This window comes from Variovorax paradoxus, from assembly GCF_024734665.1.
Classification (GTDB): domain Bacteria; phylum Pseudomonadota; class Gammaproteobacteria; order Burkholderiales; family Burkholderiaceae_C; genus Variovorax.
The window spans coordinates 4,977,919-4,995,798 of the sequence record NZ_CP102931.1; the positions used below are offsets into that span (position 1 = coordinate 4,977,919).

Sequence of the window (17,880 nt, forward strand, 5' to 3'; positions counted from 1 at the left end):
CGGTGCCCTGGCTCACGCCGGAAGAACTGCGCAAGGCTCTCGATGAAGCCGGCATTCGCCACCGGGTGGTGGCAGTGTCGGCTTGCTATTCAGGGGGTTGGATCGAACCGCTGGCCAACGAAAACACGCTGGTGATGACCGCCGCCGACGCCACCCACACCTCGTACGGATGCGGCCGGCTGTCTGAATTGACCTTCTTCGGCCGCGCGATGTTCAACGAGGAACTGCGCAAGACCCGCTCCTTCGAAACCGCCTTCGCGGCGGCCGTGCCGCTGATCAAGCAGCGCGAGATCGAGGCCGGCAAGGAAGACGGCTTCTCGAACCCTCAGATCAGCGTGGGCGAAAAGATCCGCCCGGTGCTCGACCAGCTTGCGCAGCGGCTGGACGCCGCCTCGAAGTAGCAGCACCGACGGGCGTGCTCCCGGGAGTTATTCCAGCAGCTGTCGCAGCACGAAGGGCAGGATGCCGCCGTGCTTGTAGTAGTCGACCTCGATAGGCGTGTCGATGCGCAGGCGCACCGTCACCTCCTGGTGCGTGCCGTCGGGGCGGTGCACGACCAGCTTCACGTCCATCTGCGGCTTCAGCTCGCTGCCGATCACCACGTCGATCTGCTCGTCGCCCGTGAGGCCCAGCGTCTGCCATGAATCGGCGCCGCGGAACTGCAGCGGCAGCACGCCCATGCCGACCAGGTTGGCGCGGTGGATACGCTCGAAGCTGCGCGCCACCACGGCCTTGATGCCCAGCAACTGCGTGCCCTTGGCGGCCCAGTCGCGCGAGGAGCCGGTGCCGTACTCTTCGCCGCCGAACACCACCGTGGGCACGCCCTGCTCCATGTACTTCATGGCGGCGTCGTAGATGAACATCTTCTGGTTGCCCGGCTGGAACAGCGTGACGCCGCCCTCTTCCTGCGTGCCGTTGGCATCCGGCGGAATCATCAGGTTCTTGATGCGCACGTTGGCAAAGGTGCCGCGCATCATCACGTCGTGGTTGCCGCGGCGCGAGCCATAGCTGTTGAAGTCGGCCTTGGGCACGCCGTGCGCCTTGAGCCAGATGCCCGCGGGCGAGCTTTCCTTGATGGAGCCTGCAGGCGAGATGTGGTCGGTGGTGATCGAGTCGCCGAACAGCGCCATCACGCGCGCGCCCTTGAAGCCCGCGTCCGACGCATGCGGCTTCATCTTGAACCCCTCGAAGAACGGCGGCTCGGCGATGTAGGTCGACTTCGGCCAGTCGTACACCTGACCGTTGGTGCCCTTGATGCTGCTCCAGAACTTGCCCGGGTCGGTCTTGACCTTTTCGTAGTTCTCGCGGAACGACTTGGCGTTCATCGCGTAGCGCAGGTTGTCGTCGATTTCCTTCGGCGTGGGCCAGATGTCGCCGAGGTACACGTCCTTGCCCTTCTTGCCCTTGCCCACGGGCTCGGTCATCAGGTCGGTCATCACGTTGCCGGCAATGGCAAAGGCAACCACCAGCGGCGGCGAGGCCAGGAAGTTGGCCTTCAGGTTCGGGTGGATGCGCGCCTCGAAGTTGCGGTTGCCCGACAGCACGGCCGCGCCGATCAGGTCGTTCTTGGTGATCGCTTCGTTGATCTCGGGCGTGAGGTCGCCGGCATTGCCGATGCAGGTGGTGCAGCCGTAGCCCGCGAGGTAGAAGCCGAGCTTTTCGAGGTACGGCAGCAGGCCGGCCTTCTCGAGGTATTCGGTCACGATGCGCGAGCCGGGAGCCAGCGAGGTCTTGATGTGCGGCTTGACCGTGAGGCCCGCCTCCACTGCCTTCTTGGCCAGCAGGCCGGCAGCCAGCATCACGCTCGGGTTCGAGGTGTTGGTGCACGAGGTGATGGCAGCAATCAGCACGTCGCCGTTGCCGATGGTGACTTCGCCCTTGGGTGCCGAGGGCGCCGTGGCGCTCACGTGCGCGGCGGCGTTGGTCGAGCGGTTCGCCACCATCTCGACCACGTCGAGCGGCGCGCCTGCTGGCGGCGGGGCGGCTTCTTCGTCACCGGCCTTGCCGGCCGCGACCAGCGGATAGCGCAGCTTGAGCTTGTCAGCCGGCTGGTTGAAGCCGTTGGCGTCGTTGGGCTTGCTGTAGAGCTCAGAGAACTTGGTGGAGAGGTGGCCAAGGTCGATGCGGTCCTGCGGGCGCTTCGGGCCGGCCAGGCTGGGCGAGACGGTGCCCAGGTCGAGCTTGACGATCTTCGTGTAGTCGATGTCGCCCGGGTTGGGCATGCCGTAGAGACCCTGCGCCTTGTAGTAGGCGGCGAAGCGCTCGACTTCTTCCTTGGTGCGGCCGGTGCCTTCGAAATACGCCACGGTCATGTCGTCGACCGGGAAGAAGCCCATGGTCGCGCCGTATTCGGGCGCCATGTTGCCGATGGTCGCGCGGTCGGGCACGGCGATGGACGCGGCGCCGGGGCCGAAGAACTCGACGAACTTGCCGACCACCTTCTCGGCCCGCAGGATGGCGGTGACGTACAGCACCAGGTCGGTTGCCGTGACGCCTTCGCGCAGCTTGCCGGTGAGCTCAAAGCCCACCACGTCGGGCGTGAGCATGTAGACCGGCTGGCCCAGCATGGCCGCCTCGGCCTCGATGCCGCCAACGCCCCAGCCGACCACGCCGATGCCATTGATCATGGTGGTGTGGCTGTCGGTGCCGACCAGGGAGTCGGGGTAGTACGTTGGTTTGTCACCCTTGTCGCTCGGGCTCTTGTAGACGCCGCGCGCAAAGTATTCGAGGTTGACCTGGTGCACGATACCGAAGCCCGGCGGCACGACACGGAAGGTGTCGAAGGCCTGCATGCCCCATTTCATGAACTGGTAGCGCTCGTTGTTGCGCTGGAATTCCAGCTTCATGTTCAGGTCGAGCGCCTTGGCCGTGCCGTAGTAGTCGACCATCACCGAGTGGTCGACCACCAGGTCGACGGGCACCAGCGGCTCGATGGTCTTGGGCGACTTGCCCAGCTTGGCGGCCACGCTGCGCATGGCGGCCAGGTCGGCCAGCAGCGGCACCCCGGTGAAGTCCTGCAGCACCACGCGGGTAACGACGAAGGGAATTTCGTCTACGCGCTCGGCGTTCGGCGCCCAGTGGGCCAGCTCTTCGACGTGCTTGGCCGAGACTTTCTGCCCATCGCAATTGCGCAGCACCGATTCGAGCACGATGCGGATGGAGACGGGCAGGCGGTCGATGGTGGGGTATTGCTTGGCCAGCTCCTTCAGGGACCAGTATTTGCCGGACTTGCCAGACGGGGTCTTGAAGGTCTTGAGGGTGGACGCAAAGGCATGCGCCGGGGCTTTGGCCATGGAGGGACTCCTGTTTGTTCGTGGAAGCTCCTCAAGGATAGCGGGGATGAATGTCAACTGTTGTAGTCGGCCTTCGCCGCCACGCCTGTGCAATGCCACGTTCCTCATGGCGAAAAATGCCGGGTGCAAAGGCGTCGCCGGCATTCCTCGCAACCACCTTCAGGCAAGGGCCATGTTCGAGCCGCCACGGGTGCGGCGCAAGCCAGTCCATTGCAGCTCGGCCAACACAACCACGCACGCCACCTGCGCCAGCACCCATGCCATGCCCAGCGCAGTGACCGCAAACATGCCGCTCACCAGCAGCGCGATGCAGGCCACGGCCCAGCCGAAGTTGCCGGCGACGACCAAGCCGATCAGCATGCGCGGCGGCGTGCTGCGGCTGGCCATGAAGGCCGCGAGGGCGGCGTAAGCCAAAAGAAACACACCGGTGCCCATGAGCAGCGGCGCCGGCAGTCCGGTCAAGTCGGCCAGCGCGCCGGTGAAAGCCACCTGCAGCGCACCGGTCGCGGCGCAGGAGGCGGCGTCGGCCCACATCACGGCGGGCAGGAAGCGGGGGGATGCGAAGACGGACATGTGAATCTCCTTGAGTCTGGGTGGTTACGCTGCAAGCCAGTCCTGCCGCGTTGGAGCCAATGATTCCGGCGGGCGGGTATGGCGTCGATGACCTGGGAGGTCATGGCGCCGCGCCGCCGCCACGCCAGAATGCGGCTCATGAACACCACCCACTCCCACCCGACCAAGGCCAGCCAGCCCGGCGCGCGCGATCCGTTCGGCGCCCACCTGCGGCACTGGCGCACCCACCGCCGCCTGAGCCAGCTCGACCTGGCGCAGGAGGCCGAGGTCTCGACCCGCCACCTGAGCTACGTGGAAACCGGCCGCGCCGCGCCCAGCCGAGAGATGGTGCTGCGCCTGGCCGATCGGCTCGAGGTGCCGCTGCGCGAGCGCAACGCGCTGCTGGTGGCCGCCGGCTTTGCTCCGATGTACCGCCAGCGCTCGCTCGACGACCCGGCAATGGCCTCCGCGCGCCGCGCCATCGACCTGGTGCTGAAGGGCCACGAGCCCTTCCCCGCGCTGGCCGTGGACCGCCACTGGAACCTGGTGGCGCACAACGCGCTGGTGCCGCTGCTGATGGAAGGCGCCTCGCCCGAGCTGCTGAAGCCGCCCATCAACGTGCTGCGCCTGAGCCTGCACCCCGACGGCGTGGCGCCGCGCATCGCCAATCTCGCGCAGTGGCGCACTCATCTGCTCGAACGACTGCAACAGCAGATCGCCGCCACCGGCGACGTGGTGCTGCAAGAGCTGCACGACGAACTCGCGGTCTATCCCCCGCCCGCGGTGAGCCATGACGCACCCATCATCGACACCGCGCTGTCGGCGGTGGCCGTGCCCTTTCAGGTGGTCATGCCCAGCGGCGTGCTGAGCTTCATCAGCACCATCACGATCTTCGGCACGCCGGTCGACGTCACATTGCAGGAACTCGCGGTGGAGTCGTTCTTTCCGGCAGATGAGCAGACGGCTGCGGCGCTGATGGCACTGGCTGCGCAGCAGCAACAGGCGGGCTGAGGTCGGCCCTGCCGTCTGCATCGCGCGGCGGGCCTTCGAAGTCGTCCACCTGGATGACCTTGTCGGCCGCCTTCAGATAAGCGAGCGCCAGTTCGGGGTCGGGCGCCGAGCGGGCCGCCTCTTCGAGCGAGTTCGTGCGGCGCAGCGCCTTGTTGAGCGCGGCCGTGGCGTCGCCTAGCTGTGCGCCCAATTCCATCGCATACATCAGGTCGCGCAGGCCGCCCGCGGCGGGCTCGCTCAGGTCGGGCGCCAGGCGTTCGACGATGCGCGGGTTCTTGCGCAGCAGGTCGGCCAGTTCGAGCAGTTGCACGTCGCGCAGCGGTGCCAGGTGCGCGGTGCGGCGCAGCACCAGCGCACCGATCACGCGCCGGCCCGCCGTCGGCAGGTTCGCGTAGAGATCGCGCAGGATCCTGCCGGCCTCGTCGATCTGCAGGCGGATCGCAGCCCGCGCGAAGGGCAACAGCTCGGGCGCCGCATCGACGCGGTAGCGCCAGATGCACGAACTGGCCAGGTACAGGTGCGCGAGCACATCGCCCAGGCGCGCCGACAGCAGCTCCATGCGCTTGAGCTTGCCGCCGAGCATGCCCATCGCGAGATCGGCCGTGAGCGCGTACTTGGCGCTCATGCGCGTGAGGAGCCGTGCTTCGTGCATCAGGTCATCGGGCGGCGTGCCGAGCACCGGTGCGCCGAAGAGGCTGTGCCACAGGTTCAACGCCACGTGCCTGCCGTGCGCCATCAGCGCCTTGCCGAGCGCGGCCTCGTCCTTCGCCTGCACGGCCGCCATTTCGTCGAGCACATGCGGATGGCATCGCACCGCGCCCTGCCCGAACACGATGAGCGCACGCGTGAGGATGTTCGCGCCCTCCACCGTGATCGCGATCGGCGCCTGCCGGTAGGACACGCCGAGCAGGTTCGAGGGGCCGGAGATGATGCCCTTGCCGCCGAGGATGTCCATGCCGTGGTTGACCGCGCGGCGCCCGGCTTCGGTCAGCTGCACCTTGAGGATGGCACTCGCCACGCTGGGCCGCTCGCCCTTGTCGAGCGCGGCGGCCGTGAAGCGCCGCGCCGCATCGGTCGCATACAACTCGGCCGACATCTGCGCCACCAGCCCCGCGACCGCATGGAACTTGCCGACCGGCATGCCGAACTGCTCGCGAATCTGGCCGTAGCCATTGCTCACGTAGAGCGCGGTCTGCTGCATCGCCGAGCCCAGCGCGGGCAGCGAGATTGCGCGGCCCGCGGCCAGGCATTCCATCAGCATGCGCCAGCCCTGCCCGACCTGCCTCTCGCCGCCGATGATCCAGTCCATCGGCACGAACACCTGCCGGCCGTGGATCGGACCGTTCATGAAGGCGCTGTCCATCGGGCGATGGCGACGGCCGATCTCCATGCCCTCGTGCGGCACGGGAATCAGCGCGCAGGTAATGCCGAGTTCGCGCTCGGCTTCAGGCCTGCTTTCGTCGATGGCGTGGAAGGCCAGCCCGACCACGGTGGCGACCGGCGCGAGCGTGATGTAGCGCTTGTCGAAATCGACAAGGAAGCCGCGCGTCGGCTTGCCGTTGAACTCGCGCTCGACCACCACACCACGGTCGGGAATCGATGCCGCGTCCGAGCCCGCATACGGCGATGTCAGGCCGAAGCACGGTAGCTCGCGGCCGTCTGCAAGGCGCGGCAGGTAGTGGCCTTTCTGCGCATCGGTGCCATAGCGCAGCAGCAGTTCGGCCGGGCCGAGCGAGTTGGGCACCATCACCGTGACGGCTGTGGCCACGTTGACGGTGGCGATGCGCGCCACCACCGTGGCGTGTGCATGGTGACCGAAGCCGAGGCCACCGAATTCCTCGGGAATGATCATTCCGAAGAAGCGCTTCTCGCGCAGGTAGCGCCACACCTCGGGCGGCAGGTCGTGCGCCTGGTCGATGGCGTGGTCGTCGAGCATGTGGCACAGCTCGCGCACTTCGTTGTGGAGAAAGGCCTGCTCGCGTTCGGTGAGTTGGTTAGGGCCCATGGCCGCCAGTGCATCGAAGTCCGGGCGGCCTGCGAAGAGCTGGCCCTCGAAGCCGACGGTGCCCGCCTCGAGCGCGGCGCGCTCGGTGTCGCCCAGGGGTGGCAGCGCCTTCGAGAATGGCTGCATGGCCCATCGGCCGATCAGTGTCGCCAGAGGCATGGTGCGTCTCCTTCCGCGACGAATGCGCGCGGATTGGCACCATTCTTGAGGCTTGTGACTGGCCCCGAGGGCCGGTCAAGGGCTCCCCGGCCTGTCGGAGACGGACGCGCCTACCGCTTCTTCGGAGGCTGGGCCGCAGCAGCAGCAGCCGGATCCCGCCAGCCATATTCGACATAGCGCCGGATGACCAGGCAGCCCGGTGGCGAATCGATCAGCGAGACCGACGAAGTCGGCTCCTTCTCGTCGGTATAGACCGCGTAGTTGGGCAGCAGCCGCGTCATCTTGTAGCTCGCCAGCTCCTGCTGGCCGACGCTTGCGCAGGTGAAGGGCGCGACCGAGATGCGCTCGGCCGACACGGTGCAGGCGCCGCTCTCATCCGGAATGGCGGTGATCGACGCGGCCACGCCGGCGTTGGGAAACTCCATGCCGATCAGCGAGAACATCGGCCCGCCGTCGGGGCGCTTGCGGTCCCAGTCGAGCAGCACGTCGTGGCTGCGGGCACCCTGCACGGCGAGCGTGGAAAGCCGCGTGATGGCCGGCAGGCAGCGCTTGATGCCCACGCTGGTGGCGGCGCGCGTGAGCGTGTCCTGCGGCGCCGCGGGCGGGGCCTGGGGCACCAGCACGCCCTGGGCAAGCGCGGTGCCGGTGGCGGCCCATGCAGCGGCGGTAATCAGCAGGCGGGAGATTCGTTGGGTCGGCTTCATCCCGGTCCTCATGCGTAAAGGTTTTCGATGGCGGCGGTGTAGGCGCGCACGTTGTCCTCGCCCTCGGGGTCGAGCGTGGCGATGAAGCGGCGCGCGCGCTCGCGGTAGGCCGGCAGGTTGGCGTCGTGCTCGGCAAAGGCGCGCTGCAGTGCGCGGCCACCCTCCTCGCAGTCGAAGCCGTGGTAGCGGTAGCCGCAGTCGCCGATGAGGTGCGAGTTGTGGACGAGCGGGTAGCCGCCGTACAGCGCCTCGTAGTAGAGGTAGTTCTGCGCGTTCTCCCAGTGGTGAGCGAACACGGCGTCGATCTTGCCGGGCATCACCTGGTACACCGGAAAGCGCCCCTCGAAGGTGGCCAGCCCGTGCTGCACGATGTCCAGGCTCTGTGCGAAGCCGATGAACAGCGGCTTGTCCTTCAGGTGAAAGCTGTTGTAGACCCACATCTTCTCGATCAGCCGCGGCTGCGCGCGGTGCGCCGCCTCGCAGCCGAGCATGGGGATGAAGCTGGTCTTCACCATGCAGATGTTGGGCTCGAAGATGGCCACGCGCCACCGCTTGCGGCCGGGCTTGTAGGCAAAGGCCGGGCTGTCCGCCGGCGCGCGGGTCATGGCGCGTTCGAGAACCATCGGGCTCCAGAGATGCGGCATGAGCCGCACCGGCGCGCGGAAGGTGCTCTCGAAGTAAGGCTTGCACGACACCTCATACTCGGGAATCGTCCAGACCTCGTCGTAGGGCGCGCCCGAAATCAGCAGGCCGTGCGGCTTGTTGAAAATCATGCGCTCGATGTCGATCACGTAGTCGTTGCCCACGCGCATCGAGACGACCTTGCCGCCACGCTCGCGAAACGCCACGGACCACGGCATGGCCAGTTGGGCGCTCATCTCGATCATGAGGTCGAGCTCCTGAGCTGCCGTGGGCATGTCGATGATGGGCACCGGCGAATCGGCGAGGAAGTTGGTGGCGTCAGCCGGGCCGCCGTCGCCACCGCCGGCAACCAGCACGGCGCTTTCCACGCGCGGCGAGCGCAGCAGCAGCATCACGAGGAACAGGCAGTTCTGGTAAACGCCGTTCTCCCACAGGCTCTGCTCGCCCTTGCGGATGAAGATGGAAACGCCGACCTTCAGCTTGGCCGGCATCATGCGGCGGCCCTCACGCCGTCGGCACGGAATGCGGCATTGCCGCCCACCAGGTGCAGCAGGCGCTGCGCATAGCCGTCGACGTTCGCGGGGTTGAGCGGATCGACCGCATCGAAAACGCGTTGCGAGCGGGCACGGTAGTCGCCCAACTGCCGGTCGTGATTGCGCACGGCCTGCTGCAGTTGCGCCGCGCCAGCTGCCACGTCGAAGTCAGGGTAGTAGTAGCCCGCATCGCGCAGCCAGGGCGAGTTGTGCACCAGCGGGTAGTTGCCGTAGAGCGCATCGAGGTAGCTGTAGTTCTGGTCGTTCTGCCACTGATGCGAAACCACCGCGTCGGCGAACTGCACCATGAAGCCCGCGAAGTCGTGCCGGCCGTGGAAGATCGCCTTGTGCTGGCGCACGATGTCGAGCGAGTTCGCCAAGTACAGCATGGTCGGGTGATCCTTGATGTGCAGGGTGTTGAGCACCTGCATCGAGGTCACTGCCGCGGGGTCGGCGCGGTAGGCCCCGTCGCAGATCAGCATCGGCACGCTGCTGGACTTCACCACCGAGATGTTGGGCTCGAAGATCGCCACCCGAAAGCCCGGCTGCTCCACCGTGCGCGGCGTGTAGCCGAAACGATGGCCCGCAGCCTCGACCTCCGCGACGCGCTGGGCCAGGAACTGCGGCGACCAGAGGTACGGCACCTCGAACACCGGGCAGCGGTGCATGGTGCGCATCATGGGCGTGAACACTTCGTCCTTGGGCAGCAGCCACACCTCGTCGCAGCGGTCGGGCTTGCTGAAGTGGCCCTTGTCGGTGAACACGATCGGCTCGGCCAGCGCCGCGAAAGGCTGGCCCACGCAATGGAACACCACGCGGCCGCCGCATGCGCGAAAGTAGGAGAGCCATTGCACGTCGAGCGCGCCGGCCATCTCGATGACCACGTCCAGCGCATCGGTCAACTCGCGCGCCCGCCCGAAGATCAAGCCCATGGCGGCCAAGTCGACCTGAGGGGGCATGTTCGGCTGGTCGCCGGCGTCGATCAGGGTGACGGATTCGACGAACCCGATGCGTTGCAGCAGCCGGGCGAGGAACAGGACGTTCTGCCCCATCCCGTTCTCCCAGATGTTCTGCCCTGCGTGGGTGAGGACTGAAATACCAATGCGCATGGGGGCGAAGTGTGTACCAAAAGAAAAGGCTCCCGCACCATCACAGCGCGGGAGCCGGCCGGTCGCTGGCCGATTCAGTGGCTTATTTCCACTTCCAGCCGATGCCGGCGTTGACGCCCCACTCCTTGCCCGTGGTCGTCAGGCCCGCGCCCCAGGACATCTTGCCGTCGTCGGACAGCGCCTTGAAGGTCAGCGCCACCGCGCTGTAGCCCTTGTAGCTGCCGAGGCCCACGCCCACGGTCTTCTCGCCGGGGTACAGCGTCGGCAGATACGTGCCCGACATCGCGAAGGCCATGGCCGTGCCCGAGTAGGCAATGCGGGCCACATCGCCGACCTGGCTCTGCACCTGGTTCAGCTGCTGCACGTTGACCGCGTCGCCCGGCAGGATGCCCGGTGCCACGTTGCTGATGCGCGTGCCGCCCGTCGCCTGACCGTTGCCCAGCGTGATCTGGTTGTAGTTGACCGAGCCGTCCGGGTTGGTCGCGTACTGCACGCTGCCGGCCTTCGCGGCGGCTGCCGATGCCTTGAGCTGCGCCACGTTGGTCGCGTCGCTGTCGGCCGTGCCTGCTGCCACGCCCGTGATCTGGCGGTACTGCCCGTTGGCTGCATCGCCCACCGACACCGCGGCCTGCGTGCTGGTGGTCGCATTGACGGCTGCTTGCTGCTGTGCCGACGCACCGCCCGGCACGTAACCGGCCACGCCCGCCGCGGTGGAAGCCACCGAGCCCGAGCCCAGTGCGACGCCGCCGCTTTGCGTCACGATCGCGCCGAAGCCGATGGCCGTGCCCTGCGAGATGTTCTGCGCCTTGCTCAGCTGCGTGCCGCCGGCATCCGCGTTGTCGCCCAGCGCCACGCCGCCGCCGCCCGCGCGGGAGTTCACGCCGATCGCCTGCGAGCCCGTGGCCAGCGCTCCGGTGCCGATGGCGATCGCGTTCGCACCCGTGGCCTGCGCGCCGAAGCCCACCGCCACCGCGCCGTCGGCCGTCGCCTTCGCACCGTTGCCGGCCGCGAAGGAGTTGGCGCCACTGGCCACCGACTGCGGGCCAATCGCCACGGCTTCCTGGCCGGAGGCGTCTGCGTCTGCCGCCGTCGAGTTGGCGTGGAAGTACTTGGTGCCGGTGTTGTAGATGTTGTTGACCGACGTGCTCAGGCTGTTGACGTTGACGTTGGTCGTGCTCAGGCTGGTCGACAGGCTACCGACGCCCGTCGAGAGACTGGCGATGTTGCTGGTCGCGGTGCTCAGGCCCGACGAGGTCGACGTGGACAGGCTTGCGAGGCTGCTATTGGTGGTGCTCAAGCCGGTCGACAGGCTTCCGATGCTGCTTGTCGCGGTGCTCAGGCCCGTCGAAGTCGACGTGGACAAACTGTCGATGCTGCTCGTGGCAGTGCTCAGACCTGTGGAGGTCGAGGTCGAGAGGCTGGCAACGCTGCTGTTTGTCGTGCTCAGGCCGGTCGAGGTCGAAGTCGACAGGCTGGCAATGGCGCTCGTCGAACCGCTCAGGCTCGTCGACAGGCTCGCCACATTGCTGTTCGTCGTGCTCAGGCCGGTCGACAGGCTGCTGATGCTGCTGGTCGCCGTGCTCAGGCCCGTCGAAGTCGACGTGGACAGGCTGTCGATGCTGCTCGTGGCAGTGCTCAGGCCCGTGGAGACCGAGGTCGAGAGGCTGGTCACATTGCTGTTTGTCGTGCTCAGGCCGGTCGACAAGCTGCCGATGCTGCTGGTCGCCGTGCTCAGGCCCGTTGAAGTCGACGTGGACAGACTGTCGATGCTGCTCGTGGCAGTGCTCAGGCCCGTGGAAGTCGATGTCGAGAGGCTGGAAACGTTGCTGTTCGTCGTGCTCAGGCCGGTCGACAGGCTGCTGATGCCCGTCGAAGTCGACGTGGACAAGCTGCCGATGCTGCTTGTGGCGGTGCTCAGACCTGTGGAGGTCGAAGTCGACAGGCTGGAGACGTTGCTGTTCGTCGTGCTCAAGCCGGTAGACAGGCTGCCGATGCTGCTGGTCGCGGTACTCAGGCCCGTTGAAGTCGACGTAGACAGGCTGTCGATGCTGCTCGTGGCAGTGCTCAGGCCTGTGGAGGTCGAGGTCGACAGGCTCGAGACGTTGCTGTTCGTCGTGCTCAGACCAGTAGACAGGCTGCCGATGCTGCTTGTCGCAGTGCTCAAGCCAGTCGAAGTGGAAGTCGACAGGCTGGCAATACCGCTGGAAACCGAGGTCGACAGCGAAGTCAGTTGGCCGAAGTTCACCGCGTCAGTGGGGTTCACACCCGCGGCAACGTTGGTCAGGATGACCGGCGATGTCGCACCGACGCCGCCCAGCGTGACCTTGGTGTGAGTCGCATCGTCGTACTGGACCGAGTTCGCGATGCCCGTGGACAGGCTGCCGATGCTGCTGTTGGCGGTGCTGAGGCCGGTGGACAGGCTGCCGATGTTGCTGGTGGCGGTGCTAAGGCCGGTCGACGTCGAGGTCGACAGGCTGGTCACGTTGCTATTTGTCGTGCTCAAGCCCGTGGACAGGCTGGTCACGTTGCTGTTCGTCGTGCTCAGGCCGGTCGACAGACTGCCGATGCCGCTGGTCGCCGTGCTCAGGCCCGTGGAGGTCGAGGTCGACAGGCTGGTCACGTTGCTGTTGGTCGTGCTCAAGCCGGTAGACAGGCTGCCAATGCTGCTCGTCGCCGTGCTCAGGCCCGTGGAAGTCGAAGTCGAGAGGCTGGTGACGTTGCTGTTCGTCGTGCTCAGGCCCGTCGACAGGCTGCCGATGCTGCTGGTGGCTGTGCTCAGACCGGTCGACGTCGAGGTCGACAGGCTGGTCACATTGCTGTTTGTCGTGCTCAAGCCCGTGGACAGGCTGCCGATGCTGCTTGTGGCTGTGCTCAGGCCCGTCGAGGTCGAGGTCGACAGGCTGGTCACATTGCTGTTCGTCGTGCTCAAACCTGTAGACAGGCTACCAATGCTGCTCGTCGCCGTGCTCAGCCCGGTCGAGGTCGACGTCGACAGGCTGGTCACGTTGCTGTTCGTCGTGCTTAGGCCAGTCGACAGGCTACCGATGCTGCTCGTCGCAGTGCTCAGACCAGTCGACGTCGAGGTCGACAGACTGGTCACATTGCTGTTGGTCGTGCTCAGGCCGGTAGACAAGCTACCAATGCTGCTCGTGGCAGTGCTCAGACCGGTCGACGTTGAAGTCGACAAGCTGGTCACATTGCTGTTCGTCGTGCTCAGGCCGGTCGAAAGGCTGGCAATGCTGCTCGTTGCGGTGCCGATGCTGCTCGACAACGAAGCTGTGACGGTCTTGACTTGCAGGACGTTGACGGCGTCCTGGTCCGCGCTGCCCGGCGCCACGCCTGTGACCTGGCGGTTGCCCACGTTCACTTCACCCGACGAGCTTTGCTTGCTCGTCAAGCCGAACGCGTCGTAGTTGGCCAACGCGCCCACGCTCGCAACCGAGTTCGCACCCAGCGCCACGCTGTCGGGCTTGGTGGTCTGGGCGTTCTTGCCGACCGCCACGCTGTTGTCGCCGTTGGAGATCGCGTTCTGGCCGATGGCCACGCTGTCGGCGCCGTTGGCCTGACTGTCCGCGCCGGTGCTGTTGGCGTGGAAGTACTTCGTACCCGTGTTGTAGATCGAGCTGACCGACGTGCTCAGGGTGCCGAGGTTGCTGTTGGTCGTGCTCAGGCCGGTCGACAGGCTGCCGATGCCGCTCGTTGCGGTGCTCAAGCCGGTGGACAGGCTGGAGACGTTGCTGTTCGTCGTGCTCAAGCCGGTAGACAGGCTGCCAATGCTGCTCGTGGCGGTGCTCAGACCCGTCGAGGTCGAAGTCGACAGGCTCGCAACGTTGCTGTTGGTCGTGCTCAGGCCTGTAGACAGACTGCCGACGCTGCTCGTCGCTGTGCTCAGACCGGTCGACGTCGAGGTCGACAGGCTGGTCACGTTGCTGTTCGTGGTGCTCAGGCCAGTCGACAAGCTACCGATGCTGCTCGTCGCTGTGCTCAGACCGGTCGACGTCGAGGTCGACAGGCTGGTCACATTGCTGTTGGTCGTGCTCAGGCCGGTAGACAAGCTACCAATGCTGCTCGTGGCAGTGCTCAGACCGGTCGACGTTGAAGTCGACAAGCTGGTCACATTGCTGTTGGTCGTGCTCAAGCCGGTAGACAGGCTGCCGATGCTGCTTGTCGCTGTGCTCAGGCCCGTGGAGGTCGAAGTCGACAGGCTAGTCACATTGCTGTTGGTCGTGCTCAGGCCGGTAGACAAGCTACCAATGCTGCTCGTCGCCGTGCTCAGACCGGTCGACGTCGAGGTCGACAGACTGGTCACGTTGCTATTTGTCGTGCTCAAGCCCGTGGACAGGCTGCCAATGCCGCTAGTCGCCGTACTCAGACCCGTCGAGGTCGACGTGGACAGGCTGGTCACGCTGCTGTTCGTGCCGCTCAAGCCGGTCGACAGGCTACCGATGCTGCTCGCCGACGCGCTCAGGCCAGTGGACAGGCTGCTGACGGTGCTGTTGGTCGTGCTCAAACCAGTCGACAGACTGCCGATGCTGCTTGTCGCAGTGCTCAGACCGGTCGAAGTCGAGGTCGACAGGCTGGAAACCCTGCTGTTGGTCGTGCTGAGCCCGGTCGACAGGCTGCCGATGTTGCTCGTCGCGGTGCTCAGACCCGTCGAGGTCGAGGTCGACAGACTGGTCACATTGCTGTTCGTCGTGCTCAGGCCCGTGGACAGGCTGCCGATGCTGCTCGCGGTAGTGCTCATGCCCGTGCTCAACTGAGCCACGGTCACGGCGTCCTGGGGCGCCGCGCCATCGGCAACGTTCGTGATTCGCCGCAGGGCGGAAGACGAACCCACCGAAACCTCGGACGCAGGCGCGTTGGTGTTGGTGAGGAACCCCTTGCCGGTAGGCGCCGCGGCGCCGGTCACGCTGCCCGCGCCGATTGCGACGCTGTTTGCATACGCTGCATTGGCGCCGTCGCCAACGGCAACACCGGCTGTGCCGCTGACGATCGAGCCGCGACCGACCGCGATACCGGAGTTGGCGGCAGCCGCCACCGAAGACTGACCGCCGATGGCGATGCCGTCGACGGCCGCCGACTTGGCCACGTCGGTGGTGTTGCTGCCGATGGCGATGGAGCCGGTGTTCGAAGCCAGCGTGCCATTGCCTGCTGCGAGCGAGTTCTGGCCCGTGGCCTTGGCGCCCACCCCGAAGGCGGTCGCGCCGGTGGCCGAAGCCGTGGTGCCGTTGTTGCCGATCGCCAGCGTGTTCGTGGCGCTTGCCGTGGTCTGGCCGCCAACTGCGGTCGAATCCTGGCCGGTGGCCTTGGCACTCGTGCCAACGGCGGTGGAATCGCCCAACCCAGCAGCCGTACCCGTCGCCACGGCGCCCCAGCCGATCGCAAGATTCGAGGCGCCGGTAGTCGCAGCATTGGCATTCATGCCGATGGCGATGGCATTGCTGCCGGACGCGTTCGCGCCGTCACCCAGCGCAACCGCACTGGTACCCGCGACGTTGGCGCCGCGGCCGATGGCCACGCCCGAAGTGGCTCCGGCGCTGACAAAGGCTTGGCCGCCGATGGCGATGGAATCTGTCGCGGTCGCCTGCGCGCCCTTGGTCGCGTTGCTGCCGATGGCCACCGCCCCGCTGCCCGAGGCGGTGGTCGAGTTGGCAATGGTCAGCGGGGTAGTGCCGTCCCCGCCCGCGCCGCCAATGGCTACGGCATTGAGCGCGGCAGCATTGCTGCCGAAGCCCATCGCGATGCTGGAGATGCCGCCCGCGTTCGACTCCAGCCCGTAGGCGCTGCTCCACTTGCCGCTCGCGTTGCTGAGGAAGCCGAATGCGGAAGCTCCGGTTGCCCGGCCCTGGGCGAATGCGCCGTACACAGTCACTGCAGTCGAGCCCGTACCGGTCGCGTTGCATCCCGACACCAGCGAGTAGGTGCCGGTACCGTCTTGCGTCGGTGCGCCGGTCGCTCCACTGGTGCTCCCGGGATTCACGCGGCCGACGATGCCACTCGATCCCGTCACGCAGGTGCCGTCCGTATTGATGACGTTGGCGTACGCCACCCCGGCTCCGCCCTGCATCACCCCATAGATGGCGGCCACGGCCAGGAGACGGAACGTCGACCGCTTCGCGCTACCGCTTCGCTTGCCGCGCGCCGAGGTGAGCTCGGAAGCCGCCACCCATGCTCCCAGGGCTTCGTTCCATATGCTTCTGTATGACTTGTTCATTTGCTATTCGGCTCGCGGTGAATGGATTGACGGGTTCAGATCGACAAAAAATGCGATGCCCCTGCGTCAGGTTCCATCGCTGAAGGCACGCGCCAGGCAGTGCCTCGATTACAGGAATGCTGGAATGTACGGACTTGTTTACATTTCAGTTCGCATGCCGCAATAGGGAAATTTCGAACCAATGATTTAGTTCACAAAAATGAAATATGAGTGAACTCATTCAGGCCTGAGGGTTGCCGACAAGCCACTGAAAGCGGGAGGCCACATAGAATCCAAAGTTCGGCTTCAGCGGACTTTTTTCACATAACTTCGCCGATAATCCCTCTTTTTCCTTCTTCTCGCGGCCGCCTCAAAGAACAGTGCATCTACTCTTTGCAAGCCTCAAAGAATGACAAAGCCCGCCAAAATAGGAATTTCTTCACATAGAAGTTAATTAATCGCCAATTCCAGAAAGCGATCTCCAATCGCCGAGGGTGGCAATTAACATTCTTGAAACAATTAAATGAGGTCCGCCATTCAACTGCGCATCGGCATCACTATCGGCCTCCACCACGAGGCCGAAACCCTCTGGAACAACGGCATCAAGCAGAACGCCGTGTTCCTGGCGGAAGCGCTGAAGCACTGCCCGGACGTGGCCTCGGTGGTACTGGTCAACACCACGGCGATCCCGATCACCCCGGCCCTGCCCTGGGACCAGACACGCTGGCCCACCGTGACCTTCGAGGCAGCCAAGGACAGCGTGGACGTGCTGATCGAGCTCGGCGGCCAGATTGACGCGGCGCAGACCGACTACCTGAAGCAGCGTGGCGCGCGGCTGGTGTCTTATTGCTGCGGCTTCGAATACGTGCACGCCATGGAGTCGATGCTGTTCAACAAGCCGCTCTGGGGACAGAACCTGTTCGTGAACCAGCGTTATGACGACATCTGGATGGTTCCGCAGGTGGCGAACATCAGCCAGCCGTACTTCGAGGTGCTGCGCCGGGCCGAGGCGCGCCCCGTGCCTTTCGTGTGGAGCCCGGTGTTTTTGGACGAACGCACGCGCGGCCTGCCCGATGCCGGCGTCTACCAGCCGCACGCCGGGCCGCGCCGCCTCAGCGTGATGGAGCCGAACATCAACGTGGTGAAGTTCTGCCTCTACCCGGTTTTGATCGCGGAATTGGCCTACCGCGCGCGGCCCGAAGCCATCGCGCTGCTGCAGGTCACCAATGCCGAGCGGCTGGCCAAAGAGAACATGGAGTTCATCACACTGATGAACCAGCTCGACCTGGTGCGAGAGCACAAGGCGGTCTTCCTGGGCCGACATGAAACGCCCGTGTTCCTCGCACAGAACACCGACATCATGGTCTCGCACCAGTGGGAGAACCCGCTCAACTACTTCTACCTCGAGACCTGCTGGCAGGGCTATCCGCTGGTGCACAACGCGCACCTGTGCGCGGACCTCGGCTACTACTACCAGGGCAACGACGTGGCCGGCGGCAGCGCCCGGGTGCTCGAAGCCATCGACACCCATGATGCGCAGGCAGCCGCCTATCGCAAGCGCCAGCGCAGCCTGATCGACCGCTACCTCCCCGGCAACGCCGAGGCCACCGAGGTCTACAACAACCTGCTGCTCGGCCTGATGCAGCGCCCCGCCCAATAGACAGGCACACGGAGCCCCG

The 17,880-nt window shown here is 65.8% G+C and carries 12 protein-coding genes and 2 pseudogenes; 5 read left to right on the forward strand and 9 right to left on the reverse strand.

Features of this window, described 5'->3' with window-relative positions; translation table 11 throughout:
• Positions 1-2 precede the first annotated feature (2 nt).
• Positions 3-401 (forward strand): C13 family peptidase, encoded by a 399-nt coding sequence (locus NWF24_RS23605; RefSeq protein ID WP_258350663.1) that lies wholly within the window; start codon positions 3-5, stop codon positions 399-401.
• 27 nt (positions 402-428) lie between these two features.
• On the opposite strand, the gene NWF24_RS23610 is transcribed toward NWF24_RS23605, so the two are convergent.
• Positions 429-3,293: an aconitate hydratase gene (locus NWF24_RS23610; protein ID WP_258350664.1), complete on the reverse strand. Its 2,865-nt coding sequence runs from the start codon at positions 3,291-3,293 to the stop codon at positions 429-431.
• A gap of 159 nt (positions 3,294-3,452) precedes the next feature.
• Positions 3,453-3,866: a hypothetical protein gene (locus tag NWF24_RS23615; protein WP_258350665.1), complete on the reverse strand. Its 414-nt coding sequence runs from the start codon at positions 3,864-3,866 to the stop codon at positions 3,453-3,455.
• Between the two features lie 138 nt (positions 3,867-4,004).
• Between NWF24_RS23615 and NWF24_RS23620 the strand changes: the two genes are divergently transcribed.
• The gene (locus NWF24_RS23620; RefSeq protein ID WP_258350666.1) at positions 4,005-4,856 is read left to right on the forward strand and encodes a helix-turn-helix domain-containing protein; all 852 of its coding nucleotides are present in this window, start codon (positions 4,005-4,007) and stop codon (positions 4,854-4,856) included.
• Here the strand turns inward: NWF24_RS23620 and NWF24_RS23625 are convergent.
• From NWF24_RS23625 to NWF24_RS34315, 5 genes are all read right to left on the reverse strand, one after another.
• Entirely contained in the window at positions 4,756-7,020 is a 2,265-nt protein-coding gene (locus NWF24_RS23625; RefSeq protein WP_258350667.1) for an acyl-CoA dehydrogenase, read from the reverse strand. The two genes, NWF24_RS23620 and NWF24_RS23625, sit on opposite strands and share 101 nt — an antisense overlap.
• 110 nt (positions 7,021-7,130) lie before the next feature.
• Entirely contained in the window at positions 7,131-7,724 is a 594-nt protein-coding gene (locus NWF24_RS23630) for a hypothetical protein (RefSeq protein ID WP_258350668.1), read from the reverse strand.
• Positions 7,725-7,732: 8 nt separating this feature from the next.
• A complete protein-coding gene (locus NWF24_RS23635; protein WP_258350669.1) occupies positions 7,733-8,860 on the reverse strand; it encodes a DUF2827 domain-containing protein in 1,128 nt (375 codons plus the stop codon).
• On the reverse strand, positions 8,857-10,008 hold the full coding sequence (locus tag NWF24_RS23640) for a DUF2827 domain-containing protein (protein WP_258350670.1): 1,152 nt from the start codon (positions 10,006-10,008) through the stop codon (positions 8,857-8,859). The genes NWF24_RS23635 and NWF24_RS23640 overlap by 4 nt, the downstream gene beginning before the upstream one ends.
• Before the next feature lie 82 nt (positions 10,009-10,090).
• Positions 10,091-11,305, reverse strand: a complete 1,215-nt coding sequence (locus NWF24_RS34315; protein WP_309148887.1) for a YadA-like family protein — start codon at positions 11,303-11,305, stop codon at positions 10,091-10,093.
• On the opposite strand from NWF24_RS34315, the gene NWF24_RS34320 reads away from it, so the two are divergent.
• A complete protein-coding gene (locus NWF24_RS34320) occupies positions 11,229-12,341 on the forward strand; it encodes a hypothetical protein (RefSeq protein WP_309148893.1) in 1,113 nt (370 codons plus the stop codon). The two genes, NWF24_RS34315 and NWF24_RS34320, sit on opposite strands and share 77 nt — an antisense overlap.
• On the opposite strand, the pseudogene NWF24_RS34325 reads toward NWF24_RS34320, so the two are convergent.
• Positions 12,230-14,917, reverse strand: a pseudogene (locus NWF24_RS34325) (beta strand repeat-containing protein); the annotation flags it as partial. The gene NWF24_RS34320 and the pseudogene NWF24_RS34325 overlap by 112 nt on opposite strands.
• Here NWF24_RS34325 and NWF24_RS34330 point away from each other — a divergent pair.
• The gene (locus tag NWF24_RS34330) at positions 14,889-15,056 is read left to right on the forward strand and encodes a hypothetical protein (protein WP_309148895.1); all 168 of its coding nucleotides are present in this window, start codon (positions 14,889-14,891) and stop codon (positions 15,054-15,056) included. The pseudogene NWF24_RS34325 and the gene NWF24_RS34330 overlap by 29 nt on opposite strands.
• An 83-nt stretch (positions 15,057-15,139) precedes the next feature.
• Here the strand turns inward: NWF24_RS34330 and NWF24_RS34335 are convergent.
• A pseudogene (locus NWF24_RS34335) lies at positions 15,140-16,222 on the reverse strand (ESPR-type extended signal peptide-containing protein); the annotation flags it as partial.
• Between the two features lie 502 nt (positions 16,223-16,724).
• Here NWF24_RS34335 and NWF24_RS23650 point away from each other — a divergent pair.
• A complete protein-coding gene (locus NWF24_RS23650; RefSeq protein WP_258350672.1) occupies positions 16,725-17,861 on the forward strand; it encodes a DUF2827 domain-containing protein in 1,137 nt (378 codons plus the stop codon).
• Positions 17,862-17,880: the final 19 nt, after the last annotated feature.